At 35.9% G+C, this 15,867-nt stretch carries 17 protein-coding genes and 1 other annotated feature; of the genes, 15 read left to right on the top strand and 2 right to left on the bottom strand.

Annotation, left to right across the window (positions count from 1 at the left end; genetic code table 11):
• Positions 1-7 precede the first annotated feature (7 nt).
• The 3 genes from RBQ61_RS14410 (at position 8) to mce (ending at position 1,864) form a co-directional block, all read left to right on the top strand.
• A complete protein-coding gene (locus tag RBQ61_RS14410; RefSeq protein WP_308137914.1) occupies positions 8-406 on the top strand; it encodes a cobalamin B12-binding domain-containing protein in 399 nt (132 codons plus the stop codon).
• Between the two features lie 46 nt (positions 407-452).
• Positions 453-1,391: a methylmalonyl Co-A mutase-associated GTPase MeaB gene (meaB, locus tag RBQ61_RS14405; protein WP_308137913.1), complete on the top strand. Its 939-nt coding sequence runs from the start codon at positions 453-455 to the stop codon at positions 1,389-1,391.
• 71 nt (positions 1,392-1,462) lie between these two features.
• A complete protein-coding gene (gene mce / locus RBQ61_RS14400) occupies positions 1,463-1,864 on the top strand; it encodes a methylmalonyl-CoA epimerase (protein WP_308137912.1) in 402 nt (133 codons plus the stop codon).
• 94 nt (positions 1,865-1,958) lie between these two features.
• Here the strand turns inward: mce and RBQ61_RS14395 are convergent, their stop codons facing one another.
• A complete protein-coding gene (locus RBQ61_RS14395; RefSeq protein WP_308137911.1) occupies positions 1,959-2,351 on the bottom strand; it encodes a DUF1573 domain-containing protein in 393 nt (130 codons plus the stop codon).
• Positions 2,352-2,578: 227 nt separating this feature from the next.
• Between RBQ61_RS14395 and RBQ61_RS14390 the strand changes: the two genes are divergently transcribed.
• The 4 genes from RBQ61_RS14390 to RBQ61_RS14375 all read left to right on the top strand — a co-directional run bounded on the left by RBQ61_RS14390 (position 2,579) and on the right by RBQ61_RS14375 (position 5,995).
• Positions 2,579-3,016 (top strand): protease complex subunit PrcB family protein, encoded by a 438-nt coding sequence (locus RBQ61_RS14390; protein WP_213926160.1) that lies wholly within the window; start codon positions 2,579-2,581, stop codon positions 3,014-3,016.
• Between the two features lie 263 nt (positions 3,017-3,279).
• A complete protein-coding gene (gene ftsE / locus RBQ61_RS14385) occupies positions 3,280-3,975 on the top strand; it encodes a cell division ATP-binding protein FtsE (protein WP_308137910.1) in 696 nt (231 codons plus the stop codon).
• Positions 3,956-4,861 carry a permease-like cell division protein FtsX gene (gene ftsX, locus RBQ61_RS14380; protein WP_308137909.1) on the top strand — a complete coding sequence of 302 codons (906 nt, stop codon included), beginning with the start codon at positions 3,956-3,958 and terminating at the stop codon, positions 4,859-4,861. The genes ftsE and ftsX overlap by 20 nt, the downstream gene beginning before the upstream one ends.
• Before the next feature lie 9 nt (positions 4,862-4,870).
• Positions 4,871-5,995, top strand: a complete 1,125-nt coding sequence (locus tag RBQ61_RS14375; protein WP_308137908.1) for a murein hydrolase activator EnvC — start codon at positions 4,871-4,873, stop codon at positions 5,993-5,995.
• A gap of 63 nt (positions 5,996-6,058) precedes the next feature.
• Here the strand turns inward: RBQ61_RS14375 and RBQ61_RS14370 are convergent, their stop codons facing one another.
• On the bottom strand, positions 6,059-7,495 hold the full coding sequence (locus RBQ61_RS14370; RefSeq protein ID WP_374049916.1) for an ATP-dependent metallopeptidase FtsH/Yme1/Tma family protein: 1,437 nt from the start codon (positions 7,493-7,495) through the stop codon (positions 6,059-6,061).
• A gap of 426 nt (positions 7,496-7,921) precedes the next feature.
• Here RBQ61_RS14370 and infC point away from each other — a divergent pair, with 426 nt between their 5' ends.
• From infC to pheT, 8 genes are all read left to right on the top strand, one after another.
• Positions 7,922-8,431 carry a translation initiation factor IF-3 gene (infC, locus tag RBQ61_RS14365; RefSeq protein WP_308140128.1) on the top strand — a complete coding sequence of 170 codons (510 nt, stop codon included), beginning with the start codon at positions 7,922-7,924 and terminating at the stop codon, positions 8,429-8,431.
• A gap of 18 nt (positions 8,432-8,449) precedes the next feature.
• Positions 8,450-8,644 (top strand): 50S ribosomal protein L35, encoded by a 195-nt coding sequence (rpmI, locus tag RBQ61_RS14360; protein ID WP_213926155.1) that lies wholly within the window; start codon positions 8,450-8,452, stop codon positions 8,642-8,644.
• A gap of 28 nt (positions 8,645-8,672) precedes the next feature.
• A complete protein-coding gene (gene rplT / locus RBQ61_RS14355) occupies positions 8,673-9,023 on the top strand; it encodes a 50S ribosomal protein L20 (protein ID WP_213926154.1) in 351 nt (116 codons plus the stop codon).
• A gap of 164 nt (positions 9,024-9,187) precedes the next feature.
• Positions 9,188-10,543 (top strand): TrkH family potassium uptake protein, encoded by a 1,356-nt coding sequence (locus RBQ61_RS14350; protein WP_308137906.1) that lies wholly within the window; start codon positions 9,188-9,190, stop codon positions 10,541-10,543.
• Between the two features lie 12 nt (positions 10,544-10,555).
• Positions 10,556-11,206: a TrkA family potassium uptake protein gene (locus RBQ61_RS14345; protein ID WP_308137905.1), complete on the top strand. Its 651-nt coding sequence runs from the start codon at positions 10,556-10,558 to the stop codon at positions 11,204-11,206.
• 76 nt (positions 11,207-11,282) lie between these two features.
• The gene (locus tag RBQ61_RS14340) at positions 11,283-12,071 is read left to right on the top strand and encodes an RNA methyltransferase (RefSeq protein WP_308137904.1); all 789 of its coding nucleotides are present in this window, start codon (positions 11,283-11,285) and stop codon (positions 12,069-12,071) included.
• Positions 12,072-12,133: 62 nt separating this feature from the next.
• Positions 12,134-12,350, top strand: a binding site (T-box leader).
• Between the two features lie 62 nt (positions 12,351-12,412).
• Positions 12,413-13,435: a phenylalanine--tRNA ligase subunit alpha gene (gene pheS, locus RBQ61_RS14335; RefSeq protein ID WP_308137903.1), complete on the top strand. Its 1,023-nt coding sequence runs from the start codon at positions 12,413-12,415 to the stop codon at positions 13,433-13,435.
• A gap of 9 nt (positions 13,436-13,444) precedes the next feature.
• A complete protein-coding gene (gene pheT / locus RBQ61_RS14330) occupies positions 13,445-15,838 on the top strand; it encodes a phenylalanine--tRNA ligase subunit beta (protein ID WP_308137902.1) in 2,394 nt (797 codons plus the stop codon).
• The last annotated feature ends 29 nt before the right edge of the window (positions 15,839-15,867 follow it).

Here is a 15,867-nt window from a genome sequence, read left to right as displayed (position 1 = left end):
GAATATTATGAGACCAATTAGAGTTTTAGTTGCAAAGCCTGGGCTTGACGGGCATGACAGAGGTGCTAAGGTTATAGCAAGAGCATTGAGAGACGCAGGCATGGAAGTTATATATACCGGATTAAGGCAAACTCCTGAGCAAATAGTTGCCGCGGCAATTCAAGAGGATGTAGATGTTGTGGGAATGAGCATATTGTCCGGAGCACACAATTATCTGTTCCCAAGGGTTGTTGAGCTACTTAAAGAGCAAGGTGTTGACGATGTATTGATAGTAGGCGGAGGTGTTATTCCGGACGAAGACATTCCCGGACTTAAGAAGGCTGGTGTTTCTGAAATATTTACACCTGGAACCACTACATCAAATATGATAGAATTTATTAAATCAAATTTAAAAAGAGAGTTATAGAAAATATTTTGCATCATAGTTGCAGTAAAGTAAAAGAGGTGATTTAGTGGAATTAATTCAGCGGATGCTTGCAGGGGACAAAAGAGCGTGTGCAAGGTTGATAACAACAGTGGAAAGTAACCCTGAAGAGGCTGAAAAAATATTGAGAGAAATTCATCCTTACACTGGCAGGGCAAATATTTTAGGTATTACAGGTCCGCCTGGTGCTGGAAAAAGTACGCTCACCGATAAAATAGTAAAAAAATTCGTAGATGAAGGTAAAAAGGTTGGGATTATAGCAGTTGATCCAACCAGTCCGTATTCCGGCGGGTCAATCCTTGGAGACAGGATACGAATGCAGGATTTGGCTCTGCATCCCAATGTATTTATAAGGAGTATGGGTACAAGAGGATATCTCGGAGGACTTTCAAAGCATACTAAAAATGCATTAAAAATTTTGGATGCTGCTGGTTATGATTACATAATAATTGAGACAGTAGGAGTGGGGCAGTCTGAAGTGGACATTGTCAAGACTGCAGATTCTATACTGATGGTTATGGTGCCGGGGCTTGGAGATGACATACAGTCCATTAAAGCTGGTATTATGGAGATAGGTGATATATTTGTCATAAACAAAAGTGACTTGTTTGGTGCGGACAGGACTGCAACAGAAGTAAACATGATGCTTGATTTAAGTTCAAATATGGATAGAAGGCCTCCGGTTGTAAAAGTTACCGCATCGAAAAATGAAGGCATTGATATTTTGAAATCTGAAATAATAAACCATTTAGTGTACTTAAATGAGAGTGGTAAACTAAATGAGAGAAGAAAGAATAATATGAGGACGGAGATAGTTGAGCTTATTGAAGCAGAACTGAGAAAGATTGTAATTTCCAGCGCAGCAAGTGAAAATAAGCTTGAATCTGAAGTCGGTAAAATCATAACTAAAGAAAAAAATATTTATGAAGTAAGAGATGAGTTTCTAAAAGCAATAAGAGAAGAATAACGTAATTTCACCTATGATAAATGCGGTAACGGTGAATTAAAAATATAACTATTTTGAGTGGGAGGCGACACATGGTTAATAAAATAGATCATATAGGAATAGCAGTAAAAAGTATAGAAGAAGCATTGAAATTCTATGAAGGTGTTCTTGGATTGAAATCAACAGGAACTGAAGTGGTTGCTGAGCAAAAGGTTAGGGTAGCTTTTTTGCCCACAGGGGATTCTGAAGTTGAGTTGCTGGAAGCTACATCAGAAGACAGCCCTGTTGCAAAATTCATAGAGAAAAACGGCGAAGGAATTCAACATATGGCTTACAGAGTCGATAACGTAGAAGCTGCAATATCTGAGATGAAGGCAAAGGGAGTTAGAATGATAGATGAAACGCCTAGATATGGTGCAGGCGGAGCCAAGATTGCTTTCTGCCACCCGAAAAGCACGGGAGGAGTTCTCGTAGAGCTTTGCCAAAGAGGTTAATTTAGAAACGGCCGCCTTACATTAAGTACAGGCGGCCGTTGTTATTTTTGCGTAATTATTAGCATATATTTCTTAAAGACCGGACATCCGGATATTACAAAAGGTTATAAATTCCCAATGTTTTTAAATGATCAAGCTTTGATGACATTATCTCATCTAAATCCAGATTGAGTGCGGAGCACATTGATGCAAGATAAAACAGCAGCTCGCCCATTTCTTCTTCAATTTTTTCTTTGCATTTCGGACAAAGCTTGCCTTCTACATGATTATCTACATCAGTCTGATTTTCTTCAAGTGTTTTGTTGTGAGAAAATAATTGCTTAGTCGCATGTATTTCGATGCATCCGCAATGAGTTGCAGATTTGAAAACTGCTCTGTTGAGTACGGATGTTTGTACATCAAGCTTTGTTACAATATCTAAAACGCTTTTATTCAAAAGCTGCAAATCGCTGGTTATATTTTGAAATTCACTGCAATTACATGACATGTGTTTCCAACTCCTTTCTGAAACAAGGTTATTAAAATACTTTTGGTAAGATTTTTTATATAATTTTTACCGCCAGCAGTTTCTTGTTATAATAAAATTATACTTAAAGACAAGCTCAAATGTCAAACACTTTATTAATACATTTTGTAAACAAACTCTTTACTATTTAGCATAATTTTGGAACGAAAGAATAAAATATAAAGAAGTACATATATAGGGGGATTTTTATGAAAAGAATTGTAACCATAGTTGCGATTGTTGTATTTATAGCCGCACTTCTGTTTTTCTTCAGATATTTTAAGGGAAAAGGAGCTGAAAATGTTTCGTTTGATACAGTAGATCCTGAAAATATGCCTAGACAGATTGCAGAGGTATTGCCGAACTACAGGATGAAAGAAAAAGCTTTAGTTGCAAAAATTAATGATGAGATTTACGTTGTAGTAACAAGAGGGGAAAAGAATACAGCAGGATATGAGGTGGAAATTGACAAGCTGACGCTGGATGATGAAGACGGTGAAAAAGTATTGACTGTTTTTGCTAAATATACTGATCCTAAGCCCGGAGATGTAACAGCTCAGATCCTAACATATCCTTTTGCCGTAGTAAAGACTGACATGACAGAACTGCCTCAGAAAGTTGTTTTAGAGAAGGAATATAAAAATTAAGAAATGATTAATTAAATTACGGTGAGTAGTATAGCATTAGTACTAATACCTTTTAAGCATAAAAAAGAAAAATGAAAATAAAAATTCATTTTTCTTTTTTTGTTTAATATGTTGCTTTTGCTGTTTTGAATGCTTTACAATATTTTAAGATATAGGCAAAAATAAACATTTATTTTTATTATAAAATAAAGTAAAATAAGATAATAATGGTTGTAATTTTGTCAAAATGTGTTATATAATAGTAATCGGTAAGAGGTGAGGCAGTGATAATATTTAATAACGTATCTAAAATTTATAAAAAAGAATTTACAGCAGTTAAGAATATTAACTTAAAGATAAATGACGGCGAATTTTTATTTATAGTCGGTAAAAGCGGAGCTGGCAAAAGCACTTTGATTAAGCTTTTATTGAGAGAGATTACTCCCAGCGAAGGAATAATTACATATAATGATCAGGACATTACAAAGATTAGGAAAAGAAATGTAGCCCAATACAGAAGAAATATCGGCTTTGTTTTCCAAGATTACAGGCTTCTGCCTAAGATGACGGTCTACGAAAACGTGGCATTTGCAATGGAAATGATTTGTTGCTCTTCTAAAACAATCAGAAGGGAAGTGCCTCTTGTTCTCAGCATGGTGGGACTTAGCGACAAGGCAAAATATTATCCTGATGAGTTGTCAGGCGGTGAGCAGCAGAGAGTTGCGATTGCGCGCGCGGTAATAAATAAGCCGGAAACCATAATAGCGGACGAGCCTACTGGAAACCTGGACCCTGAAACGTCAAAAGAGATTATGAAAATCCTAAAGGAGATAAACAAAAGAGGAACTACAGTAATAATGGCTACGCATGATATGAACATAGTTCAAAATTATCAGAAAAGAATTGTTGAGCTGAAGCGCGGTGTTGTTATCAGAGATATGAAAGCAGGGGGAAATGACAATGAACCTAAAAAAGCTTAACTATATTTTTAGACAAGCCTTCAAAAGTATGTGGAGAAATCGAATGATGGGGCTTGCATCAATTGGTTCTGTAACCGCTGTGTTAATGATATTAGGATTTGTATTAATAATAGTGCTCAATGTAAATAATGTTGCAATGGTTACAAAAGAAAGTTTTGATGAAATAGCAGTTTATTTGCTGGACGATGTGGAAGAAGAGCAAATAGATGAGATGGGTAAATCGTTCCGGGAAATAAACGGTGTTATTGGCGTCGCTTTCCAGACGAAGGAATATGCTCTTGAACAGTTGAAAGAAGACTGGGGTGAAAATGCTTTTTTGTTGGAAGGGCTTAGAAAAAATCCTCTTCCAAACACATATGTAGTTCAGCTTGATGATGTAAGTAAGTCAGAAAGTGTTATTAAGAAGATACAAACCTTTGAAGGTGTCGAAGATGTTATGTATTATAAGGATGCGGTAAACAGTCTTATAAAAATTGCTGATTTTATTAAGAGAACCGGCGCCGGCATCATAATAATATTGTTGTTTATAAGCGTGTTTATTATTTCTAATACAATTAAAATAACTGTATTGAACAGACAGAAGGAAATAGAGTTGATGCAGTATATAGGAGCGACGAACGGATATGTACGAGGTCCCTTTATGATTGAAGGAATTATGCTTGGGCTGATAGGGGCATTTGTTTCAATAATATTGATTTTTGTGGGATATAACTACATTGTAAATTATTTGGCAGGTCGTTACGTTGCCTTGTTGTCCGGAATGTCCGGATACTTGGTAGGAGTCGAAATGATACTAAACGACTTGATTATAATATTTTTAACTATAGGGATAGGCATAGGAATTCTTGGCAGCTTGATTTCCTTGAAAAAATTCTTAAGTGTGTAGGAGTGGTGTATGTTTAAAAAAAGTGTTATTTATACTCTGATTGCAATAACTGTCTTAAGTATTTTCCCTGTGACTGCCGGGGGGAGTATAGCTGATTTGCAATACAAACAAAAGCAGGTGGAAAATCAAATTAAGGAATTGCGCAATCAGGCTGATGAACTTAAAAATGAGAAACGCAGTATAGAATCGGAAATCAAAATACTTGACAATGAGCTGAGGGCTTTAACTTTAGAAACTGAACAATATGAAATGCAAAAGCAGGAAATCAGCATGAAAATAGCTGAATCTGAGCAAAAAATCCTTGAACTTACAGATGAAATTGACAAAAATAATAAAACTCTGGAAGATCGTTTGAGAGTTATGTATAAAAACGGTACAGCCGGATATATGGAAGTCATTTTGAATTCTGAGAATCTAATCGACGCCTTAACCAGAATAGATATGATTCAGCTGATAGTTGAAAGCGACGTTGATCTGCTAAAAAGCATAGGCGAGCAAAAGGTTCAGGTGGAACAAATAAAAGAGGATCAAGAAATAAAAAGGATGGAATTGACTGCTGTAATCAATAATTTAAATGTAAAGCAGAATGAAGTTGTGATTGCTTCCAGGTCCAAGGAAAATTATATGACCAGTTTACAAGGCAATATAGAAGAAATTCAAAGACAGGAAGCAGCAATGGAAGAGCAGTCAAAACAAATTGAAAGAGATATACTGGCTGCGCAGCGTGCGGTTGAATACGCAGGCGGAGAACTGGCTTGGCCTGTTCCCGGGCACACAAGAATTACTTCCGAGTTCGGAGGAAGGCCTCATCCCATCACAGGAGTTTGGTCAACCCACGGAGGCACCGATATTGCTGCGCCTTACGGGACTCCAATTGTTTCAGCCAACGATGGTGTTGTAATTTATGCCGGGTATCATTATTCATACGGAAACTACATCATAGTTGACCACGGCGGAGGAATTGCTACGTTGTACGGGCACTGCTCAAAATTGTTGGCGAGTAAGGGACAAGCGGTATCCAGAGGAGAAAGTATTGCGCTTATAGGTTCTACTGGAGAATCTACAGGCAATCACTTACACTATGAAGTCAGAGTGAATGGCGTCAGAAAAAATCCGATGTCCTACTACGAATAAAATTAAGGACAGTTTTTTGAGGTGTATGGCCTCAAAAAACTGTCCTTTTAGATTTTTGGAATTTCATATCAGCACCTTTTTCTTACATTCACGCATTATCTCATCAAGCTGATCTGAATTCATGGTTTCGTTTTTGATTAAGTATTCGGCTATTCTTTTTACGGTTTCTTCGTTTTCTCTTATAATGGATATAGCTCGTTCATATGCTTCCTTAGCCATATCGGATGCTTCGTTTTTTATATTGTCAAGATAATATTTGAACAGTTTTTCATCAATACATGTGTTTTGTGTATTTTTTCCCATACCGTAGCTGCATATTATTTCATATATAATGTTTGTGGATTCTTTCAAATCATTTGAGGCTCCTGTGGACACTTCTCCAATAAATACTTCTTCAGAAGCCCTACCTGCCAGAAGTACAGTAACTTTGTTGCAAAGCTCCTTTTTTGTATAAAGATATTTATCTTCTGTAGGAAATTTCAGTACATATCCTAATGCTTTGTCTCTAGGTATAATGGATATTTTCTGAACTTTATCAATATTAAGTATTTTAGCAACTGCTGCATGACCTGCTTCATGATATGCTACAATTCTTTTTTCCTTGTCAGAAACTGTTGAATGTTTTATTTCCAGACCGGCTGCTATTTTTTCTATGGCAAATTCAAAATTATCTAAATTTATTTTTTTGGATTTTTCCTTTATTGCCCTCAAAGCTGCTTCATTGGCAATGTTAGCAAGCTGAGCACCAGAAAAGCCATGCGTCTTTGTTGCTATATCCTTCAGCTGGACCTTTTTATCCAATGGCTTATTTTTTGTATGAACTTCTAATATCTTTAATCTTGAATGATAGTTTGGGTTCCCTACATAAATTTTTCTGTCAAATCTTCCGGGCCTTAAGAGAGCTTCATCAAGAAGGTCAATTCTATTAGTGGCAGCTATTACTATTACATTGCTCGTATTGTTAAATCCGTCCAGTTCAATTAACAGCTGGTTAAGAGTCTGATCTTTTTCGTTATTACTTTCGCTGTTTCTTTTTGCTCCAAGTGCATCAATTTCATCAATAAAAATAATGCTGGGCGATTCTTTACGTGCTCTTTCAAAAATCATTCTTACTCGTTTTGCTCCGACGCCAACATATTTTTCAACAAATTCCGAACCACTGGAATAAATGAAGGTTGCTCTAGCCTCACCGGCAATTGCTTTTGCTATAAGAGTTTTACCTGTTCCAGGTGGACCATAGAGCAATATTCCTTTTGGAACCTTTGCATCCATGGAATGGTATTTTTCTTCGTTATTTAAAAAATCAATTATATCAACCAAGTCTTCCTTAATCTCTTCCAAGCCTGCGACATCATCAAAGCCTATTTGAATTTTTGGTTCTTCTGATTTTCTTTTTTCAAAATATGCCGTCGAACCTACGGCTTCTTTAGATTCTTCGGTAAATGTGCTGGTTCCTCCGCTTTCGTTTTTTTTATTTGATGAAGCGAACATTTTTACCATGAGTATCGCATAAAAAAGAAGCGGTAAAAAAAACAATATTGACAAAGAATATTTATCTGATATTATTAAAATAATAATATTATACGCAATAAAGGAAATTGCCAACAACAAATATTTATTTTTCATGTTACCTCCTGAGCTAGTAAATTTTTTTTTGATACAATTATCTTTACCATAACAAAAAAAGTTATGACAGTATAAAAAAAATAATTGTTGACATTTATTGTTAGGTTGTATATACTGTAATAAGTTCAAGAAGAAGTGACCGCTTCTCACCTTACGGCGTTTAATTGCTGTTAGACTGTTAGTAGGGTTAATAAATTAATGCAATAATTTTGTATTGTTTAAAGATAGCGGTAATTTGGCTGTCTTTTTTATTTTGCATATACATTATAAGGAAGACAAGAGAAATCATTGGAGGTGTAAATTATAAAAGAACTTCAAATCAACGAGCAAATTCGTGAAAAGGAAGTAAGAGTCATTGACTCTGATGGAAGTCAGCTGGGCATTATCAGCACTAAAGAGGCTTTGAAAATTGCTGAAAGCAAAAAATTGGATTTGGTTAATGTATCGCCTACCGCGAAACCGCCGGTATGCAGAATTATGAATTACGGAAAGTATAAGTACGCTCAGGCTAAAAAAGAAAAAGAATCTAAAAAGAAACAAAAGATTATAAACGTCAAAGAGATAAGAATGACTCCGAATATTGAGGAGCATGATTTGGGCGTTAAAGCAAAAAATGCATGCAAATTCCTTGAAGATGGAGACAGGGTAAAGGTTGTTATTCGTTTCCGAGGAAGAGAGCTCGGTCATATGGATGCGGGCAGGGAAGTGCTTATGCAGTTTGCAGAGATTACAAAAGAACATTCTATTATAGATAAGCAACCATTAGTTGAGGGCAGAAACATGATTATGTTTTTGTCACCCAAAAAATAACGTTAAGGAGGAACTGTTATGCCAAAATTAAAAACTAACAGATCAGCAGCGAAAAGATTTACTAAAACTGGAAGCGGCCAGATAAAAAGATCAAAATCAGGAAAAAATCATTTTACAGGCAAAAAAGCTTCCAAATCAATTAGAAATTTAAGAAAGAGCACATTGGTATCTAGTGCTGACGCAGATAGAATAAACAAATTATTACCATATTAATTAATAATATATACAGGAGGACAAGAAAATGGCAAGAGTTAAAAGAGCTGTAAATGCTAAGAAAAACCATAGAAAAGTATTGAAACTTGCTAAAGGATATTACGGAGCAAAGAGTAAATTATATAAAACAGCTAACCAAGCTGTAATGAAGTCACTTTCATATGCTTACGTAGGAAGAAAGTTAAGAAAGAGAGAGTTCAGACAGCTTTGGATTGCTAGAATAAATGCAGCTGCAAGACAAAACGGTTTGTCATACAGCAAATTCATAAATCTTTTAAAGCAAAACAACATAGAAATAAACAGAAAAATGCTGTCAGAAATGGCGATTTACGATCCGGCAGGATTCACAAGCCTTGTAGAACAAGTAAAAGTAAACTAATATTTAATAAGACTGTAACTTTTACAGTCTTTTTTATATTAAGTTCTCTTTCTAGTATATAATCTGCTGTATTGATTTTGTACCACAAAGTGTTATAATCAACTAACAGCGGACAATGCATAAATTGATATAATTTGTGCATTATTTATGTTAAGAGGTTAATTATGAAATATATTGTAACAAAGATAAATCAAATCAAGAAAAATCCTTACATGGTATTTTTTATTTCCTTTGCATCTATTATATTTTTTGGAGCGCTTCTTTTGGTTCTCCCTCTTGCGTCACAGAATGGTAAAAGTGTAGGATTTGTAAATGCACTTTTCACTTCCGCATCAGCTACGTGTGTAACAGGTCTTACAGTTGTCAATACAGCTTCTCATTGGACAGTGTTTGGTAAAATTGTCATTATAACATTGATTCAGATAGGAGGACTTGGTGTTATGACAATGACAGCCATGATATCATTCTTTATTGGTAAAAGAATATCACTGAAGACAAGGATACTAATAATGGAAGAGAGAAATGTCAATGAACTTCAGGGGGTTGTCAGGCTTACAAAGAACATACTTCTCTTTACTTTTGCTTCTGAATTGATAGGAGCAATGCTGTTATCTACTGTATTTATCAAAGATTACGGTGTTTCAAAAGGGATAGGTTTTTCTATATTTCATGCTATATCTTCTTTTTGTAATGCGGGGTTTGATATTACAGGAAACAGTATGGTAAGGTATGTGGATAACTTTATAATAACATGGTCTGTTTGTACTCTTGTAGTAGTAGGAGGAATAGGGTACTTTGTACTTTGGGACATACATGCAAGCAAGAACTTTCATAAGCTGACTTTGCATTCAAAGCTGGTTTTGGTTACAACCTCTGTGTTGGTTGTTTTTGGAGTAGTTATAATCTTTATTTTAGAACGAAACAATCCTGGAACTATGGGAAGCCTTGATATATCAGGCAAAATAAATGCTTCTCTGTTTCAGGCAATAAATCCAAGGACGTCCGGTTATAATTCAGTGCCTTTGGAAAATCTAAGAATGGCTACAGTGGCGATAATAATTGTATTTATGTTTATAGGAGGTTCTCCTGCTTCTACTGCAGGCGGCATTAAAACAACAACGATGGCTGTTCTGATAGTATCTTTTTACAATTTATTCAGGGGTAAGAGGGATTTTGAGGTGTTCGAAAGAAGAATAATGCCGGAAACAACTATAAGAGCTGCTGCGGTATTGATGGTTTCGCTTATGTTGGTGATAATATGTTCAATTGTGCTTTCAATAACTGAAGAGTCGGCAGGCTTTAATTATACGGATATACTGTTTGAAACAGTATCCGCATTTGCAACTGTCGGATTGTCAAGAGGATTAACACCGTATTTAAGTGATGTGGGGAAAATCATGCTGACAATAGTTATGCTTATAGGACGAGTGGGGCCAATGACAGTGGCGTATGCATTTTTAAAGCAAAACAGAAATATAGGAAATTATACCTATCCTGAAGGAAAGGTAATAATAGGATAAGGAGGACAACATATGAAACAGATAATAGTAATCGGATGCGGCAGATTTGGTGCTTCTGCTGCAAAGACACTTACAAAACTTGGACATGATGTTATGGTGGTTGACCAGAATGCAGACATTATAAAAGAAATATCGGAGTTTGTTGCGCATGCTGTTCAAATGGATGCCATTGATGAAGCATCGTTTCGAACCATAGGGCTTAGAAATTTCGATGTTGCAATAGTAGCAATAGGCTCCGACACTCAGGCTTCAGTTATGGGAACTCTGATAGCAAAGGAAGCGGGAGTACCGATTGTAATAGCAAAAGCAGCAAATGAAACTCATGGAAGAGTGCTGAAAAAAATCGGGGCAGATAAAATTATTTATCCGGAGAGAGATATGGGTATGCGGGTTGCATATGGACTGGTTACTCCCAACATATTGGATGTAATAGAATTTTCGCCTGACTACAGCATAGTTGAAACGGTAGCTCTTGCAGAATGGGAAGGTAAGTCTCTTAAAGAATTAAACCTTTCAAGAAAGTACGGGATGACTGTAATTGCATTAAAAACATATGATGAAATAAATATTGTTCCTTCTTCTGAAACAGTAATAAATCATAATGACATTGTTGTTATACTTGGAAGCAACGATAATCTGAAAGTTATTGGAGATATTAAGTAATTGTGTTATAATTTATCTAACTTCAGATAAAAAACTTAATGTTTATAAATTGGCTTTTCGTAAATGGAAGGTATATATGGATATAATAAAAAGCAGAGAAAACAGTAAAATTAAATATATCCGCTCACTTGGATCTAAAAAGAGCCGTGACGAAGAAAATGCGTTCATCGTTGAAGGAATTAAATTTGTAAATGAAGCATTTATAGAAAGTGCTCATATAATATATTTATTATTTAAAGAAAGCGCATTGAATAAGCCAGAAGTTCAAAAGCTATACAATTTGTCAAGTAGCATAGGCACCGATATATTAATATGTGAAGAGAATGTATTTAACTCGGTATCAGATACGATTAATTCTCAGGGTATTTTGGCAGTGATACAAAAGGATGAAAATCTAAATAAAATTGATAGCTATAAATTTGCTGTGATGTGCGATAAAATACAGGACCCGGGTAATCTTGGAACGATAATAAGGACTGCTGATGCATTCGGCCCTGCAGTTGTAATACTCAATAAAGGCTGTGTGGATGTGTATAATCCAAAAGTGGTCAGAGCTTCAGCAGGAGCTATATTTAGAGTTCCTTTTAAGTACGCGGATTCCGATTTGAAAATATTAGATTTGTTGAAAATTTCAGGCTTTAAAATTATTTCTGCTGTTGTTGATTCTAAACAATCATTTGACGATATAGAGCAATCAGATAAGATATGTGTCGTAATAGGCAATGAAGGGAATGGAGTTTCCCGGGAAATACAAAGTTGTTCACACATGAATATAACAATAAAAATGTCCGGCAATGCGGAATCGTTGAATGCATCTATTGCAGCAGGAATCAGTATTTATGAAATTAGAAAAAAATTGTTGTAATAAAAAAGAGCTTTTGATATAATCAAATGTAATGCAATGTATGGTGTACTTAATAATTTAATACTATAGCAATGAAGAAGTCCAGTAGGCATAAATAGGTGCTGTTAAAGAGAAAAATCATCATGGCTGAAAATGATTTTAGGCATTTGTGCTGAACCTTCACTTTGGAGCTTGCAGAATGAAGCTAGTAGTTCTGCACGGTATTTACCGTTAAAATAAATGAGGCCCTGAACTTGTTTAGGGTGAAAAAGAGTGGTATCGCGAAACTTCGCCTCTTAATGAGGCGGAGTTTTTATATTTATTTGATATTATAAAAATATTTATTAGTGAAAGGAGCATGTATGAAAGAGCAGCTTTTAAAGTTAAAAACAGAAGCGGTGAACAGACTTAAAGAATGCAAAGACAATGCAGATATTGAAAAAATACGAGTTAAGTATCTCGGTAAAAAGGGAGACCTGACATTAATATTGAGATCAATGGGAAACTTGTCAAAAGAGGAAAGACCTGAAATGGGAAAACTGGCAAATGAGGTCCGTTCAATTATAGAAGAGGAAATAAAAACGATTAAGGAATATGTAAGTGAAAAGGATCAGCAAAAAAAGATTAAATCAGAAATGCTGGATATTACATTTCCGGGCAAGGTTCCTGAGATTGGCCGAAGACATCCTTTAATTCAAGTTAAGGAAGAATTGGAGAGTGTATTTATGCGCATGGGATACGACGTTATAAGCGGCCCTGAAATTGAAACAGTAGGGCATAATTTTGACGATTTGAATGCTCCATATGACCATCCATCAAGAGACAAATCAGATACATTTTATATCTCGGATGATCTTGTCCTGAGAACACAAACATCTCCTGTTCAAATCAGAGTGATGAAAGAGGGGAAACTGCCTATAAGAATGGTGTGCACCGGAAGAACATTTAGATTTGATGATGTTGATGATACACATTCTCCAATGTTCCATCAGATGGAATGCCTTGTGGTTGATAAAGGCGTAACCCTTGCAAATTTAAAAGATTCAATTGATCAGTTTGTTAAGGAGTTATTCGGTAGCAAAGTGGAAACTCGTTTTCGTCCGCATAATTTTCCGTTTACTGAACCAAGCGCAGAAGTTGACGTATCGTGTCACTTGTGCATGGGCAAGGGATGCCCTGCTTGCCATGGAACAGGATGGAGTATGGAACTTTTAGGATGCGGTATGGTTCACCCTAATGTTCTCAGAAACTGCGGAATTGATCCGGAGGTATATTCAGGTTATGCATTCGGCATGGGAATAGACCGTGTTACAATGGTTAAGTATGGAATCCCGAACATAAGGTTATTGTTCGAAAATGATGTTAGATTCTTAAAACAATTTTAGGAGGTTAAAATGTTAGTACCTATAAAATGGATGAAAAAATATGTCGATATTAACACTGATGACAAGACATTATCAGATAAGTTAACACTTACGGGTTCACACGTTGATGCTGTAATTGATTATACAAAGGAAGTTGTAAATGTAGTAACAGGCAAAATAGTTGAGCTTGTAAAGCATCCTAATGCCGATAAGCTGGTGGTTACTCAAATTGATATTAACAAGGAAGAGCCGGTACAGATAATTACGGGAGCAAAAAATGTCAAGGTTGGAGATATAGTTCCAGTTTGTCTGGAAGGAGCAGTTCTTCCCAACGGACTTAAAATTAAAAAAACAAATTTTAGAGGCCTTCCTTCATACGGCATGATGTGCTCTTATGAAGAACTTGGGTTTGACGATAAAGTAATTCCAAAGGAAGCAAGAGATGGCATAGCTATTCTTCCAGCTGAAACTGAATTAGGAAAAGATATTAAAGAAGTACTTGAGCTGGACGGAAGTGCTTTAGAGGTTGAAATAACCTTTAACAGGCCAGACTGCCTGAACATAGTTGGTATGGCTAGAGAAGCAGCGGCAACTTTGGGAACAAAATTTAAATTCCCGAAAATAGAAATCAAAAATGAATCAGGAAACATTGAGGATTATTTAAACGCTGTTGAAATAGATGATGAAAATTTATGCTCGCGTTTTTACGCAAAAGTAATTAAGGATATAAAAATAGGGCCTTCCCCTCTTTGGATGCAAAGAACTCTTATGGATGCAGGCATGAGGCCTATAAACAATATTGTTGACGTAACTAATTTTGTGATGTTGGAGCTTGGGCAGCCTTTACACGCATATAACCTTGAAGCGCTTGAGGGAAGAAAGCTTGTGGCTAGGAGAGCTAAAAAGGATGAAAAAATAGTTACGATAGATCAGAACGAAAGAAAATTAGATGAAAATATGCTTGTAATTGCCGACGGAGTAAAACCTGCATGCATAGCCGGTGTTATGGGAGGTTATCATTCTGAAATAGGCGATGATACAAAAATAATGGTTTTGGAAAGTGCAAATTTTAATCCTAAATCAATAAGAGAAACTTCCAAAAAATTAGGCATGCGTTCTGAAGCATCCGCACGAAATGAAAAGCCTATGGGATATGTTATGGTGGAACTGGCAGCAAAAAGAGCATGTCAGCTTATTGAAATGATAGGTGCTGGAACTGTTGTTGGAGGATACCTTGAAGCGGGGAAAAATAAATATGTGCCTCCGGTAGTTACACTGAGACCGCATCGTGTCAAATGGCTGCTGGGAATAGATATACCTGTGGAAAATATGCTTAGCTATTTAAATAAGCTTGAAATTGAATCGGAATTTGACGGTGAAAAAATTGTAAGTAAAATCCCTTACTTCAGAACTGATATTGAGCAGGAAGCTGATTTGATTGAAGAAATAGGAAGACTTTACGGATTTGAAAACATTGCTTCGGAACCACTGAGAGGAAGTACAAGGGTAGGCAGAAAATCTGATATACGCATGCTGGAAGACCAGATAAAAGAAATATTGTGTGGAATGGGACTGTATGAGATTACTACATATTCGTTCATAAGTCCTAAATCATATGACAATATAAATGCTTCACCTGACAGCGAATTGAGAAATTATGTGAGAATATTAAATCCTTTAGGAGAGGATTTTAGCTCTATGAGGACTACATTGATTCCAAATATGCTGGAAGTTGTACAAAGAAATTCAAACAGAGGCGTTGAAAGTGCTAAGCTATATGAAGTAGGGAGCATATTTATACCAAGAGAGCAGCCTGTTGTACAGGAACCTTATGAAAAATTGAAAGTCTGCATAGGAATGTACGGAAATTATGATTTCTATGATATGAAAGGCATAATAGAAGGAGTCCTTTCAAGAATGGGAATAGCCGTAGGTTTGAAATCTGTATCTGATAATCCCATATTTCATCCGGGCAGGACTGCGGCAATGTATGTAGACGATGAATATATTGGAATTTACGGCGAGGCATCTCCTAAAGTTCTTGAAAATTACGGATTGGAAGGAAAGATATATATTGCTGAAGTAGATGTCGAAATGCTTCTTAAACATAAAAATACAGGCTGGAAATATGCGCCTCTTCCGAAATATCCTGCTATGGTAAGAGATATTGCGGTAGTAGTGGATGATAATGTCTTGGTAGGCGATATGATAACAGATATTGAAAAAATAAATCCTCACTTGATAGAAAGTGTTAAGTTATTTGACGTATATAAGGGCGATCATATAGAAGAAGGATACAAGAGCTGCGCATTCTCAGTTACCTATAGAAACAAGGAACGCACATTAAAAGAAAAAGAAGTTGAAAATATTCACAAAAAGATACTAGAAGAGCTTGCAAGCAAATATGAGGCAAAATTAAGATAAGTGAAAAATAGAGATTCTTCGGGTAACCG

This window comes from Sedimentibacter sp. MB35-C1, from assembly GCF_030913635.1.
Classification (GTDB): domain Bacteria; phylum Bacillota; class Clostridia; order Tissierellales; family Sedimentibacteraceae; genus Sedimentibacter.
The sequence above is the reverse complement of the archived record's forward strand: the minus strand, read 5'-3'. Positions and strand labels throughout refer to the sequence as shown.